Source organism: Agathobaculum sp. (assembly GCF_034098985.1).
GTDB lineage: Bacteria > Bacillota > Clostridia > Oscillospirales > Butyricicoccaceae > Agathobaculum.
The window spans coordinates 121,239-133,814 of record NZ_JAXEOA010000004.1 but is presented as its reverse complement, the minus strand read 5'-3'; the positions used below and the strand labels follow the sequence as shown (position 1 = coordinate 133,814).

General features: G+C 62.6%; 14 protein-coding genes. 2 read left to right on the top strand and 12 right to left on the bottom strand.

The window, feature by feature from the left end:
• Positions 1-16 precede the first annotated feature (16 nt).
• From ispF to SO058_RS01580, 8 genes are all read right to left on the bottom strand, one after another.
• Positions 17-490 (bottom strand): 2-C-methyl-D-erythritol 2,4-cyclodiphosphate synthase, encoded by a 474-nt coding sequence (gene ispF / locus SO058_RS01615; RefSeq protein WP_320841256.1) that lies wholly within the window; start codon positions 488-490, stop codon positions 17-19.
• Positions 487-1,206: a 2-C-methyl-D-erythritol 4-phosphate cytidylyltransferase gene (gene ispD, locus SO058_RS01610; protein ID WP_320841255.1), complete on the bottom strand. Its 720-nt coding sequence runs from the start codon at positions 1,204-1,206 to the stop codon at positions 487-489. The genes ispF and ispD overlap by 4 nt, the downstream gene beginning before the upstream one ends.
• Before the next feature lie 33 nt (positions 1,207-1,239).
• Positions 1,240-1,719 carry a CarD family transcriptional regulator gene (locus SO058_RS01605; RefSeq protein ID WP_320841254.1) on the bottom strand — a complete coding sequence of 160 codons (480 nt, stop codon included), beginning with the start codon at positions 1,717-1,719 and terminating at the stop codon, positions 1,240-1,242.
• A 40-nt stretch (positions 1,720-1,759) separates the two neighbouring features.
• Positions 1,760-2,320: a metalloprotease gene (locus tag SO058_RS01600; RefSeq protein WP_320841253.1), complete on the bottom strand. Its 561-nt coding sequence runs from the start codon at positions 2,318-2,320 to the stop codon at positions 1,760-1,762.
• Positions 2,320-3,084, bottom strand: coding sequence for a M23 family metallopeptidase (locus SO058_RS01595; protein ID WP_320841252.1), 765 nt, complete (start codon positions 3,082-3,084; stop codon positions 2,320-2,322). The genes SO058_RS01600 and SO058_RS01595 overlap by 1 nt, the downstream gene beginning before the upstream one ends.
• A gap of 94 nt (positions 3,085-3,178) precedes the next feature.
• Positions 3,179-4,549: an MATE family efflux transporter gene (locus SO058_RS01590; RefSeq protein ID WP_320841251.1), complete on the bottom strand. Its 1,371-nt coding sequence runs from the start codon at positions 4,547-4,549 to the stop codon at positions 3,179-3,181.
• On the bottom strand, positions 4,546-5,310 hold the full coding sequence (gene udp, locus SO058_RS01585; RefSeq protein WP_320841250.1) for a uridine phosphorylase: 765 nt from the start codon (positions 5,308-5,310) through the stop codon (positions 4,546-4,548). The genes SO058_RS01590 and udp overlap by 4 nt, the downstream gene beginning before the upstream one ends.
• Complete coding sequence (locus SO058_RS01580) at positions 5,304-5,498, bottom strand: DUF951 domain-containing protein (RefSeq protein WP_320841249.1); 195 nt, start codon at positions 5,496-5,498, stop codon at positions 5,304-5,306. Before SO058_RS01580 ends, udp begins: the two co-directional genes overlap by 7 nt.
• 105 nt (positions 5,499-5,603) lie before the next feature.
• On the opposite strand from SO058_RS01580, the gene SO058_RS01575 reads away from it, so the two are divergent.
• A complete protein-coding gene (locus SO058_RS01575; RefSeq protein WP_320841248.1) occupies positions 5,604-6,539 on the top strand; it encodes a S1 RNA-binding domain-containing protein in 936 nt (311 codons plus the stop codon).
• Positions 6,540-6,577: 38 nt separating this feature from the next.
• Here the strand turns inward: SO058_RS01575 and SO058_RS01570 are convergent, their stop codons facing one another.
• The gene (locus SO058_RS01570; RefSeq protein WP_320841247.1) at positions 6,578-7,825 is read right to left on the bottom strand and encodes a replication-associated recombination protein A; all 1,248 of its coding nucleotides are present in this window, start codon (positions 7,823-7,825) and stop codon (positions 6,578-6,580) included.
• Positions 7,826-7,966: 141 nt separating this feature from the next.
• On the opposite strand from SO058_RS01570, the gene SO058_RS01565 reads away from it, so the two are divergent.
• On the top strand, positions 7,967-9,025 hold the full coding sequence (locus SO058_RS01565) for a pyridoxal phosphate-dependent aminotransferase (protein ID WP_320841246.1): 1,059 nt from the start codon (positions 7,967-7,969) through the stop codon (positions 9,023-9,025).
• Positions 9,026-9,050: 25 nt separating this feature from the next.
• Here the strand turns inward: SO058_RS01565 and SO058_RS01560 are convergent, their stop codons facing one another.
• From SO058_RS01560 to SO058_RS01550, 3 genes are read right to left on the bottom strand one after another with little or no spacing between them, the layout of a single operon-like run.
• Positions 9,051-9,695 carry a pentapeptide repeat-containing protein gene (locus SO058_RS01560; RefSeq protein ID WP_320841245.1) on the bottom strand — a complete coding sequence of 215 codons (645 nt, stop codon included), beginning with the start codon at positions 9,693-9,695 and terminating at the stop codon, positions 9,051-9,053.
• The gene (locus SO058_RS01555; RefSeq protein ID WP_320841244.1) at positions 9,692-9,958 is read right to left on the bottom strand and encodes a metal-sensing transcriptional repressor; all 267 of its coding nucleotides are present in this window, start codon (positions 9,956-9,958) and stop codon (positions 9,692-9,694) included. Before SO058_RS01555 ends, SO058_RS01560 begins: the two co-directional genes overlap by 4 nt.
• Positions 9,955-12,468: a heavy metal translocating P-type ATPase gene (locus SO058_RS01550; RefSeq protein WP_320841243.1), complete on the bottom strand. Its 2,514-nt coding sequence runs from the start codon at positions 12,466-12,468 to the stop codon at positions 9,955-9,957. Before SO058_RS01550 ends, SO058_RS01555 begins: the two co-directional genes overlap by 4 nt.
• Positions 12,469-12,576 lie beyond the last annotated feature (108 nt).

Here is a 12,576-nt window from a genome sequence, read left to right as displayed (position 1 = left end):
CGCCGCGGCGCTTCTTTTACACTTCTTCCAGCAGGCACACGCAATGCGCGGCAATGCCCTGCCCCGCGCCGGTGAAGCCGAGGCCCTCCTCGGTCGTCGCCTTGACCGACACACGCGAAGCCTCGCACCCGATCGCGGCGGCCAAATTTTCGCGCATTTGCCCGATATGCGGCGCGAGCTTGGGCGCCTGCGCGAGCACGGTCGCGTCGAGGTTTGCAAGGCGGTAGCCGTTTTCAGCAATCAGCGCCGCCACATGGCGAAGTAGCGCAATGCTGTCCGCGCCGCGGTAGCGCTCGTCGGTATCAGGGAAATGCTTTCCGATGTCGCCCAGCGCCAGTGCGCCCAGCAGCGCGTCCATGACCGCGTGCGTCAGCACGTCGGCGTCCGAATGCCCGTCAAGCCCGCGTTCATACGGGATCTCGACTCCGCCCAAAATCAGCCTGCGCCCTTCGGTCAGACGGTGTACATCATATCCGTGCCCGATCCTCAATAGGGTTCCCTCCCCTGCAAGATCGCCTCAGCCAGCAGGATATCCTCGGGCGTGGTGATCTTGATATTTTCATAGTCCCCCTGCGTTGCGCGGACGGGCGTGCCAAACGCCTCGACCGCGGCGCAGTCGTCGGTAAACGCTTTGCCCTCGCGCGCGGCGGCCGTGAGCGCGCGTTCCAGCAGCGTTTTGCCGAACACCTGCGGCGTCTGCACCGCCGCGATGCGCTCGCGCGGCACGTCCTGCTCGATATAGCCGTCCCGCACGCGCTTGATGCTGTCCTTGAGCGCGACCACCGGGGCTGCCGCGCCGCCCTGCGCCGCCGCCTCGACCGCCTGTGCGATCACCGCGCCCGACACGAGCGGCCGCGCGCCGTCGTGCACCGCGACCAACTCCGCGTCCTCCGGGCAGGCGCGCACACCCGCGAGCACCGACGCCGTCCGGCTTTCGCCGCCGCGCACAGCCGTGCGCAGCTTGCTGATGCCATAGCGCTCGGCGAGCGACGAAAACGTTACGATATCCTGTTCGCGGCAGACGAGCACGATATCGCGCACCGCTGAGCAATGCTCGAACGCGGACAGCGTGTGCGCCAGCACGGGCGCGCCGGCAAGGTCAAGCAGCAGCTTATTTTCGCCGCCCATGCGCCGCGACGAGCCCGCCGCGACGATCACCGCGCAGCACGCCTTAACGGCTTCCTTTTTCTTCCGTTTCAAAAACATACCGGTTTCCTTTCCGCAGAGAAAAAGGCTTTGCTATATGCAAAGCCTTTGGTCGATCAGCTTTTCCGCGTCCTCCATGCTCATGCTGAGCGAGAACGCCACTTCGGAAATAATAATCCGCTTGGCCGAGGCCAGCATTTTCTTTTCGCCGGTCGAAAGGCCGCGCTCGTGTTCGCGCTCGGCCAAGTTTTTCACCACCTGCCCGACTTCGAGCAGATCCCCCGAGCGGATGCGCTGCATATTCTCCCGGTAGCGCTGGTTCCAGCCCTTGTCCTCGCTGCGCGCGAGCTCTTCTAAATGGTCGAGCAGTTTCTTGGCCTCTTTCGCGCTGCACACCGGGCGGATGCCCAATTTTTCGCTATTGTCCACAGGCAAAAACAGCGTCACATCATCCAGCGCCAGCTTCAGGGCATAGTACCTCGCGCTTTCCCCATCGATGGTACGTTCGACCACGTCCTCAATAATGCCCGCGCCGTGCATGGGATGTACGACCTTATCGCCGATTCGAAACATGAATCCTCCGATCCCGCTTGCCTATGTTGTTATCTTTATTCTACACCGCAAGCCGCCCTTTTGCAAGTTTTTTCGCCGTTTGGAGCACGGTGAGCACGGAAACGAGCAGCAGCCAGACGCCGCCGCCCCCTGCAAAGAGCGCCATGCCGGCCGCAAACAGCAGGCATACGGAGAGAAGCGCCACTGCCCCGCGCAGACGCGGCAAGCGGCCGTCCAGCGCGTGGCAAAGCGCCATGCCGCCGTCGAGCGGCGGCATGGGAAGCAGATTGAACAGCCCGAGCAGCACGCTCGCGCCCGCGGTGCGGTACCACGAAAGCTGCATACCGAGCGCGGCCAAAAGAAAGCTCGCCGCGGGTCCGGCGAGGCAGACGGCGGCGCGCGCATACGACCCCTCGGGCAGGCGGCACCGCATGACCGCCCCGCACGCGGTCAGCGTGAGCCTTTGCAGACGGCCGCCCAGCGCGTAAAGCGCCGCCGCGTGCCCCAGTTCATGCACCGCCGCCGCCAGCAAAAACACGGGCAGCACGCCGCCCGTGTCCACGAACCACAGCGCCGCCATGATAACGACAAAGCCGTCTCGCACCTCGAGGCGGTTCCGCATCACACCGCCGTCAGATAGTCGGACGGGTCGAGCGCCGCGCCGTCCTTCCACAATTCCAGATGCAGGTGTGGCCCGGTCGCGTTGCCCGTCTGCCCGACGCGCGCGATCTCGCCGCCGCATTTGACCTCATCCCCCACCTTGGCCGAAATGCTGCTGCAATGCGCGTATAGGGTGGTAAAGCCGTCGTCATGGTCGATAATCAGGTATTTGCCATAGCTCGATTCCCCAACCTCGCGCACCGTACCGTCCGCGAACGCGCCGATCGGCACGCCCTCGTCCGCCGCGATGTCCAGCCCATAGTGGAAGCCGGGCTGCCCGGTGATCGGGCTTAACCGGCTGCCGAAATCCGAGGTCAGCGTGCCGTCCGCCGGCTGCTTGTGGTCGAACTCCATCGGATAGACCGTTTCGTCGACCGTGTCGGGGAACAGCGTTTTCTCGCGCCCGATGATATCGTCCGCCCCCCCGGACGAGGAGGCGTACTGCCCATCCTCGGCCGCAATGGTGGGCTTGCCCGGTTTTGCCGCCGCGTTTTGCGGATAAAACACGTCCTCCGTGCCGCCGTTCTGCTCTTCGCCGCCGAACGCCGCCAGCACCTTATCGAAGCTCAGCGAACCGCTGAACACCTCGGCCGCCTTTTCACGCGCGGCGCGTGCGAACGGCATATCCGCATATTTCAGCACAAACAGCCCGATAATCAGCAGCATGCATATCAGCATGCCCTTGCCCCCGCCGCCGCGCTTGCGCACCGGCCGTCTTCCCGTCATGTTCTCCGCCTCCTTTGCCTCAAATCATCCTATGCGGCGGAGGGAGACGATATACCCCTGTGAACGCTGAGGGAGTACGAAAAAACACCGTGGATCATTCCACGGTGTTTTCCTTTTGCAGTTCTTTTGTAATCTGCCGGAACCGGATAGCAAACAGCGTCGTCGTTGTCGCCGCCGCGAGAAAATCCGCGACCGGCTCGGCCAGAAACACGGCGAAAAGCTGGTCCGATAATATCTGCGGCAAAATCAAAATCAGCGGGATCAGCAGGATGATCTTACGCAGCAATGCGAGGAACAGCGACACCTTGGCCTCCCCCAGCGAGATAAACGCCTGCTGGAAGCCCCACTGGAACGCCGATGTAAAGCCGACCGCCAGATAGATGCGCATGGCCCATGCCGCTTTTTCGATCAGCGCCTGGTCGCTCGCAAAAAAGCTTGCGATAGTCGCCGGGAACAGCATGACGCACAGCCAGATCAGCCCCGCGAACACGAACGCCGACGATACCATGTATTTCACGCACTGCTTCATCCGGTCGGGCTTGCGCGCGCCCAGATTATAGCTCAAAATCGGCTGCGCGCCCTGCGCGAGCCCCATGAGCGGCATCTGCATGATCTGCATGACCGAGGTGAGGATGGTCATCGCGCCGACCGCAATATCGCCGCCGTAGTGCAGCAGCGAGCGGTTAAAGGTGATGGTGAGCAGGCTCTCGGTCGACTGCATGACGAACGGCGACGCGCCAAGCGCGATCGCGGGCAGCAGAAGCCGGCGGTCAGGCTTCAGATAGGCCTTGCGAAGCCGCAGCGTACTCTTTTCACTCGCCAGAAACTTGACCACCCACACGGCGGACACGCCCTGCGAGATGACCGTTGCGATCGCAGCGCCGCGCACGCCCATGTGGAACCCGAAAATAAAGATCGGGTCGAGCACGACGTTCAGCCCCGCGCCGATGAGCACGGTCTTCATCGCAACCGAGGACTTGCCCTGCGCCGTAATAAAGCCGTTGAGCCCGAGCGCGCTCATGACAAAGACTGTGCCCAGCACATAAATATTTAAGTAGCTCATCGCATACGGCAGTGTGGCGTCCGACGCGCCGAACAGCCGCAAAAGCGGCTCCTGCCAAAGCAAAAACGCGCCCGTCAGCGCGATGGACAGCAGCCACATCGCACCCGTGCAGGTGCCGAGCGTGCGCTCGGCTTTCTCGTGCTCGCCCGCGCCCAGCGCGATCGACGCCCGCGGCGCGCCGCCCATGCCGATCAGCGCGGCGAACGCCGAAATGAGCGTGATGACCGGGAATGTGACGCCCATGCCCGTCAGCGCTGCCGTATCGGGCAGACGGCCGATATACACACGGTCGACCAGGTTGTATAAAAGGTTCACCACCTGCGCGCAGATGGTCGGCAGCGCGAGGCGCAATAATAAGGGGCCTACCGGATCGCGGCCCAGGTCGTTTTCTCTTGTCGTCATGTCTGTGCGTTATCCTCCGCAATCAAAATCCGCAGCGCTTCAACCGCGATCCTCACGCCCCGTTCGCTCGCGTCGGGCGGGATATTCGGCGCGTCGTCGTTATCGGCGTTCCACAAAACGTTTAAAACCGAGCCGCAGCGCACATGCAGCACCTGCGACACGATGAAAAGAGCAGCTGTTTCCATTTCGCTCGTCAGCGCGCCCGCTGCTTTCCACGCTTTCCATTTGGCGAGCAGCTCTTCGGCCACCGCCTGCCGCTGCGGGCGTATCTCGCCATAAAAGCTGTCTTTCGACTGGATCACGCCGACGTGATGGCGGTAGTCCAGCGTTTTCGCCGCGTCCCGCAGTGCGGAAACGACCTCGAAGCTCGCCGCCGCCGGGAACTCAATGGGCAGGTATTCGCGGCTCGTGCCCTCCTGCCGGATGGCCGCGGTTGCGATGACCACGTCGCCGCCTTTCACCTCATCGACAATGCCGCCCGACGTGCCCACGCGGATAAACGTGTCCGCGCCGCACTCGACCAGCTCCTCCAGCGCGATCGCCGCGCTCGGCCCGCCGATACCGGTCGAGCACACGGCGACCGGCACGCCGGAAAGCGTTCCGGTAAAGACCGTGTATTCGCGGTTCGAGGCAATTTGTTTGGCTCCGTCGAAATATTTTGCGATCTTTTCACAGCGGCCGGGATCGCCCGGCAGGATGACATAGCGTCCCACGTCGCCTTTCCTGATTTGCAAATGCATCTGTTTGCCGTCGATCAGCATACGTTTGTCCCCTCCCGTTCAATGTGCCGGATGTTTTTTTCCGCCTTGCTCCGCGGCAGCATCACCTCGTGCCCGCAGCCCTCGCACTTCATCCTAAAATCCATGCCGGTGCGAAGCACCTTCCAGCGGCTGCTGCCGCACGGGTGCGGCTTTTTCATAATGAGGATATCGTTCAGACGAACGTCCATACGGTCACTCCCTTGCCTTTCTTTCTATGATACCACATCCTGCGGTGCTATTCAAAGCCGAAATCACATATAGTGACAGTGATCTCAAAGGAGGCACGGCTTTTTATGAAAACAAGCGAACGCTATCTGCCCGAGGGCAGCATCGAAGCATTGGAAACGACCCGCGCGGCGCTCCAGTCCCTGGATGGCATCAAACAGGCCATCGAGGAGGGGACTATTTTGGAAGCGACCGCCCTGCGCTGCACAGCCGATCACGACCTGACGTTCGACCTCGGCCCGGCGCAGGGCTTTATGCCGCGCGAAGCCTGCGCGCTCGGCATCGCCGAGGGCGAGACCCGCGAGATCGCGATCCTTTCCCGTGTCGGCAAGCCGACCTGCTTCTGCGTCGTTTCGCTCGATGAATCGGTCTCTCCCCCGCTCGCGCGCCTGTCGCGCACGGCGGCGCAGCGCCGCGCGCAGGATTTCCTGCTCGAAACGCTCGAGCCGGGCGATATCATCCCCGCGCGCGTCACCCATCTCGAGCCGTTCGGCGCGTTTGTCGATATTGGCTGCGGCGTGGCCTCGCTCATCGGCATTGAAAACCTCTCGGTTTCACGCATCTTCCACCCGCGCGACCGGCTCGCCGTGGGGCAGGAGATTTTCGCCGCCGTGCGCGCGGTCGACCAGGAAAGCCGCCGTGTCACGCTGACCCACCGCGAGCTGCTCGGCACATGGGAACAGAACGCCGCGCTGTTTTCACCGGGTGAGACCGTGCGCGGCATTGTCCGCTCCATCGAGCCCTACGGCGTGTTTATCGAGCTTGCGCCCAACCTGTCCGGCCTTGCCGAGCCGCGGGGCGACCTCGCGGTCGGCGATACGGTGTCGGTGTTTATCAAATCCATTTTGCCGGCACGCATGAAGATCAAGCTGACCGTCATCGACGTGCTTGGCGCACGCGAGCCGCCTCAGCCGCCAAAATACTTCATCACCGAGGGCCGGCTTGCGGAATGGGTGTATACCCCGGACTGTTGCGACCGGAAATACATCGCGACCGAGTTCTGAACACCGCGCAAAAGGGAGGGCCTTGACCCTCCCTTTTCTCATTGCCCTTTTACCTTGTCCCAATAGGCGCGCGCGGCCTGCTCGGTCTTGTTCGGGCCGTATTCGTAATAACGCGCGTCCGCAAGCTCCTCCGGCAGATAGGACTGCTTAACCCAATGGTTCGGGTAGTCGTGCGGGAACCGATAGGTCAGCCCGCGCCCCATCTTGGCCGCGCCGCCGTAGTGCGCGTCCTTGATATGGGCGGGGATGTCGCCGGTTTTCCCGGCCTGCACGTCGGCGAACGCCTTTTCGACCGCCGCGGCTGCGGAATTGGATTTGGGCGCGGTCGCCATCAGGAGGACGGCTTCGGCCAGCGGAATGCGCGCCTCGGGCAGGCCGAGCTGGAACGCGCTGTCCACACACGCCTTGACGATCGGCATGCACTGGGGATAGGCCAGCCCCACGTCCTCCGCCGCGATGACCAGCAGACGGCGCGCGGCGGAGATCATATCGCCCGCCTCCAGAAGCCGCGCGAGATAATGCAGCGCCGCGTCCGGGTCGGAACCTCGGATCGACTTTTGCAGCGCGGACAGGATATCATAGTGGCTGTCGCCGTCCCGGTCGTAGCGCATGTTGGAGCGCTGCGCGGCCTGCTTCGCGTCCGCGAGCGTCACGCCGTCCGCCCCCGCGCCAAGGGCAAGCAGCTCGACCGCGCCGAGCGCCTTGCGCACATCCCCGCCGCATGCCTGCGCAATATGGGCGGCCACACCGTCCTCCACGGGAAAGTCCCTGCCCTCCCGCGCGGCCGCGATCGCCCGGTGCACCGCCCGCTCCACGTCGCGCGGCTCGACCGGCTTAAACTCAAACACCGTGCACCGGCTCAAAATAGCGTTGTAGATATAGAAATAGGGGTTTTCGGTGGTCGAGGCGATCAGCGTCATTTTGCCGGTCTCAATAAACTCTAAAAGGCTCTGCTGCTGTTTTTTGTTGAAATACTGGATCTCGTCCAGATAGACGAGCGCGCCGTTTGGCGCGAGGAACGTGTCCAGCTCGTCGATGACCGCCTTGATATCGGCAATGCCCGAGGTCGTCGCGTTCAAATGGTACAGCTTTCGCTCGGTACGCGCCGCAATAATGGACGCGACCGTGGTCTTTCCCACGCCGGACGGGCCGTAAAAAATCATATTGGGAATGCTGCCCGACTCGATGACACGGCGCAAAAGCCCATTTTCGCCCAGCAGATGCGTTTGTCCCACCACGTCGTCCAGCGTTTTCGGGCGCAGCCGGTCGGCCAGAGGTTGATACATCCGGAAACCGCCTCCTTTCCTCTTTGCAGCACTTGTGATAAAATCATAGCATATTCTATATGAGAAAACAATTGACTTTCATATTTTATCGTGATAAACTATGAAACAAATGATAACGCTGACGAAAAGGTGGAATCCCCCATGAACAAACCATTTGCGGACAAGCTGCGCAAAATCGCCTCCTATGTGCCGGGCGAGCAGCCGCAATGCGCCGGACGCATCAAGCTAAACGCCAACGAGAACCCCTATCCGCCCTCGCCCCGCGTGGCGGCAGCGCTACGGGATTTCGACGCCGCCACGCTCGCGTTCTATCCGGACGCGAACGCCCACCGCCTCAAAAACGCGCTCGCGGCGCAAAACGGGCTGAAAGCGTCGCAGGTGTTTGTCGGCAACGGGTCGGACGATGTGCTGGCGCTCGCTTTCCAGTCGTTTTTCTGCTCGGATCAGCCCATCCTATATCCTGATATTACCTATTCGTTTTATCCGGTGTGGTGTGGGCTGTTCCGCGTGCCGTACGAGACCGTGCCGCTGGGAGCGGATTTCCGCGTCAACCCGCGTGCGTTCGACCGGCGAAGCGGCGGCGTGCTGCTGCCCAACCCCAACGCACCGACCGGCATCGGCGAGCCGCTTGCCCTGCTCGAGGACATCCTCCGCCACAATGCCGACTGCGTCGTCATCATCGACGAGGCATACGTCGATTTCGGCGCAGAAAGCGCGGTGTCGCTCCTCCCCAAATACGAAAACCTGCTCATTGTGCAGACCGCCAGCAAGTCCCGCTCGCTCGCAGGACTGCGCGTTGGCTGGGCGTTCGGGTCGGAAACGCTGATCGGGACGCTCGAGGCGGTCAAAAACTCCTATAACTCCTACACGCTTGACGCAGTCGCCATCGAGGCCGCGGCGGCCTCAGTCGAAGACGACGCGTATTTCCGGAAAACCTGCAAGCAAGTAATGGACACCCGCGAAGCCTCCGCCGAAGCGCTGCGCGCGCTCGGGTTTTCCATTTTGCCCTCGCAGGCCAACTTCCTGTTTGCCACGCATCCGCAAAAAAACGCCGCCGAACTGTTTGAAGCACTGCGCGCGCAAAATATCTTTGTCCGCTATTTTGATCTGCCGCGCATCGATAACTACCTGCGCATCACCGTTGGCACCGACGCGCAGATGGCGCGGCTCACTGACGCGCTCAAAACCATTCTCAGCTGAAAAAACGCCCCGAACGGGGCGTTTTTTAATCCCTGACGATCAGGCCGAGCCGTTTTGCTAGTTCTGCCGCCTGCATCGCGGTCACGACCGCGCCGCGCAGCTCCTGATTGGTATCCGAAGCCGCAAGGCTGTCCAAATCACAGGTGGTCAGATCCAGCCCCGCGAGCGGTGTGTGCAGCACGCTCGCGCCGCGGAAACTGGTCTGCTCAAAGGCGACCCGTTTCCATGTGCATTCGGTTAGCGCGGCGAAGCTGAGGTCGGTGCGCGAAAATACCGTGTCGCGCAGCACCGCGCGGTCAAAGCCTGCATAGGACAGTGCACAATCGGCCACCTCGGCCTGCCTGAAGCTCGCTTCCGGGAAATTCGCGCCGACCGCCTTGCAGCTGTCCAGCGAGACCCGCTCAAAATAGCCGTCCCGGAAGTCGCTGTTCGACAGGTCGCAGTGCCGCAGCACCACGTCCATAAAGTCGGCGTGTTCCCAGCGGCAGCCGGTCATCCGGCAGTTTTCCAGCACCACGCCGCGAAAGCGCAGCCCGAAAAAGCGGCTGTCCGACAGGTCGGCGTCCCGGATATGTACGCCCTCGACCGCCCGTTCCTCCCGCTCGGCGCGCGCGAGCAACTCGGAAGCGTCCTGCGCGGGTTCAAGGCGGGACGGCAGACGCGCCGTCATTGCTTATCGAGCAGTTTGATGATCTCATCCAGCTTCTGCTCCCGGGCCTGCTCGTCGCCCATCTCGAACGCCTCCTGCACGCAGCCCGCGAGGTGCGCGCGCAGCACCTCGCGCTGGGCCTTGTGCACCAGCGATTCGACCGCCTGCAATTGAATGACGATATCCATGCAGTAGCGGTCGTCCTCGATCATTTTCAGCACACCGTCGAGCTGGCCGCGCGCGGTACGCAGCAGCGGCTCGACCTTTTTCCGCTCCGCCCTCATTCGATGCTCACGACCTTGTAGCCCGCCTGCTCGACCGCGCCGGACAGTGTTTTGTCATCCGGCAGCGCGCCCTGCACGATGGCCGTGCCGCTCTCATGGCTCACCTCGGCAGTAACGCCCAGCTGCTCCAGCGCCTCGCGCACCCGTCCCGAACAGTGCGCGCACATCATGCCCTCGATCCTCATTACCTTTGTCATCGTTTTTCTTTCCTCCTTTTGTACGACAATCAGCGGCTCACCCGACTCCGGCCGCGGCGTCGCCGCAAAAAATTTCAGTCTCAGCGCGTTTGATACCACGCAAACAGAACTCAGGCTCATCGCGGCCGCCGCGAACATCGGGCTGAGCTTGAGGCCCAGCGGAATCCACAGCACGCCCGCCGCGAGCGGAATGCCGATCACATTGTAGAAAAACGCCCAGAACAGGTTTTGCTTGATATTGCGCAGCGTTTGGCGCGACAGGCGGATCGCGTCCACCGCGTCGACAAGGTCGCTCTTCATCAGCACCACGTCGGCGGACGATATGGCAACGTCGGTGCCCGCGCCGATGGCGATGCCCACGTCGGCGCGCGCGAGCGCGGGCGCATCGTTGATACCGTCGCCGATCATGGCGACCTTTTTGCCCTCCGCCTGCTTTTCACGCACGGCTTTTTCCTTGTCCTGCGGCAGCACCTCGGCCACCACGTTGTCGATCCCGAGCTGCTTTGCGATCGCTTCGGCGGTCACGCGGTTATCGCCGGTCAGCAGCGTCACCTCGACGCCAAGGCCGCGCATCAGATCGATAGCCGCGCGCGAGGTGGGTTTAACCACGTCCGCCACAGCAAAAATACCGACCACCTGGCGGTTCGCCGCAAAAAACAGCGGCGTCTTGCCTTCGGCGGCAAAGCGTTCGCCCGTCTCCTGCGCGCCGCGCGGCAGCACAAGGCCGTTTGCCAGCAGCATCCTGCGGTTGCCCGCCATGCAGGGCACGCCGTCGACGGTTGCCGAGATGCCCTGTCCCTCGGTCGCGGTAAAGTCCACCGTTTCCCGCTCTTTCGCGCCTTGGCTGCGCGCATAGCGCACGATGGCGTCCGCCAGCGGATGCTCGGATTTCTCCTCGAGCGACAGCGCGAGCGACAGCAGGTCGTCCTGATCAACGCCGAGCGGCTGAATATCCGTCACGACCGGACGCCCCTCGGTGACCGTGCCCGTTTTATCCAAAATAACCGACTGCACGCCGTGCAGGTTTTCCAGCGCCTCGGCCGACTGGAACAGCACGCCGTTTCGCGCGCCCACGCCCGTACCGACCATGATCGCGACCGGCGTGGCAAGCCCAAGCGCGCACGGGCAGGAAATGACGAGCACCGCGATCGCACGGGTGAGCGCAAAGCTGCCCGTCTGCCCCAAGAGAAGCCAGACCGCCGCGGTGAGCGCCGCGAGAACCAGCACGACCGGCACAAATACCCCGGCCACCTTGTCTGCCAGTTTGGCGATCGGCGCCTTGCTCGCGCCCGCTTCCTCCACCAGGCGGATGATCTGCGACAGCGTCGTATCGTCCCCGACGCGCGAGGCTTTCATAACAAAATAGCCGTTTTTGCTGACCGTCGCGCCGATGACCACGTCGCCCTTGCCTTTTTCGACCGGCATACTCTCGCCCGTCAGCGCGCTTTCGTCGAGCGCCGCGCGGCCCTCGACGATCTCGCCGTCCACCGGCACGGACTGCCCGCCGCGCACGACCACCAGATCGCCCACCTGCACGTCCTCGACCGGGATGCTGACCTCCTCGCCGCCGCGTTTGACCGTCGCCGTCTGCGGGCGCAGGTCCATGAGCGCCGCGATGGCTTCGCCGGTCTTGCGCTTGGCGCGCGCTTCAAAATACTTGCCCAGCGTGACGAGCGTTAAAATCATGCCCGCCGACTCAAAATACAGATCGTGGGCTAGCGTGTGCACGGTCTGCGTGTCGCCCGCGGCGGACGCGCTCCCGATTGCGAACAGCGCGTAGATACCATAAACGAGCGCCGCACCCGAGCCGACCGCGATCAGCGCGTCCATGGTCGGCGCGCCGCGAAACAGTGTTTTGAAGCCGTTGGTGTAATATTTATAGTTGACAAAAACGATCGGCAGCGTCAGCACGAGCTGGATCAGCGTGAGCATGAACGCCTGCTTGATGCCGCTGACAAACGGCGGCATGGGCAGCCCGACCATCGGCCCCATGGAAAAATACATCAGCGCGATGAGGAACACGGACGAAATTAGGATACGCCTTTTCATTTCCCGCAGGCCGTCGTCCGCATCGGGGGCGTTTGCCGGGGTATCGTTTTCCGCGGTCTTGACCGACGCGGTATAACCGCCGTGCTCGACCGCCGCGATAATTTTCGCTTCATCGCACCCGGTCTCGTCGTACTCGACCGTCATGCTGCCCGCGAGCAGGTTGACCTGCGCAAGCCGCACGCCCGGGAGCGCGGACACACTCTTTTCCACGTGGGACGAACACGCCGCGCAGCTCATGCCGCCGACGCGAAATTGCTGTTTCATGGGTTCACTCCTTAATCCCTCCCCCGGAGAGGGGGTGTTTCTGCTGTCAGTATACGGCAGGGCGGGGCTATTTGTCAAGTAGTGTGCGGCAAAATTTCTCGGAATATG

Coding starts and splice junctions, on each gene's coding strand:
- SO058_RS01565 (WP_320841246.1), top strand. CDS start 7,967: ATGAACAAACCATTTGCGGACAAGCTGCGCAAAATCGCCTCCTATGTG.
- udp (WP_320841250.1), bottom strand. CDS start 5,310: ATGCTGATCGACGGCAAACAGATGCATTTGCAAATCAGGAAAGGCGAC.
- SO058_RS01570 (WP_320841247.1), bottom strand. CDS start 7,825: ATGTATCAACCTCTGGCCGACCGGCTGCGCCCGAAAACGCTGGACGAC.
- ispD (WP_320841255.1), bottom strand. CDS start 1,206: ATGTTTTTGAAACGGAAGAAAAAGGAAGCCGTTAAGGCGTGCTGCGCG.
- SO058_RS01600 (WP_320841253.1), bottom strand. CDS start 2,320: ATGCGGAACCGCCTCGAGGTGCGAGACGGCTTTGTCGTTATCATGGCG.
- SO058_RS01560 (WP_320841245.1), bottom strand. CDS start 9,695: ATGACGGCGCGTCTGCCGTCCCGCCTTGAACCCGCGCAGGACGCTTCC.
- SO058_RS01595 (WP_320841252.1), bottom strand. CDS start 3,084: ATGACGGGAAGACGGCCGGTGCGCAAGCGCGGCGGCGGGGGCAAGGGC.
- SO058_RS01575 (WP_320841248.1), top strand. CDS start 5,604: ATGAAAACAAGCGAACGCTATCTGCCCGAGGGCAGCATCGAAGCATTG.
- SO058_RS01580 (WP_320841249.1), bottom strand. CDS start 5,498: ATGGACGTTCGTCTGAACGATATCCTCATTATGAAAAAGCCGCACCCG.
- SO058_RS01590 (WP_320841251.1), bottom strand. CDS start 4,549: ATGACGACAAGAGAAAACGACCTGGGCCGCGATCCGGTAGGCCCCTTA.
- SO058_RS01555 (WP_320841244.1), bottom strand. CDS start 9,958: ATGAGGGCGGAGCGGAAAAAGGTCGAGCCGCTGCTGCGTACCGCGCGC.
- SO058_RS01550 (WP_320841243.1), bottom strand. CDS start 12,468: ATGAAACAGCAATTTCGCGTCGGCGGCATGAGCTGCGCGGCGTGTTCG.
- SO058_RS01605 (WP_320841254.1), bottom strand. CDS start 1,719: ATGTTTCGAATCGGCGATAAGGTCGTACATCCCATGCACGGCGCGGGC.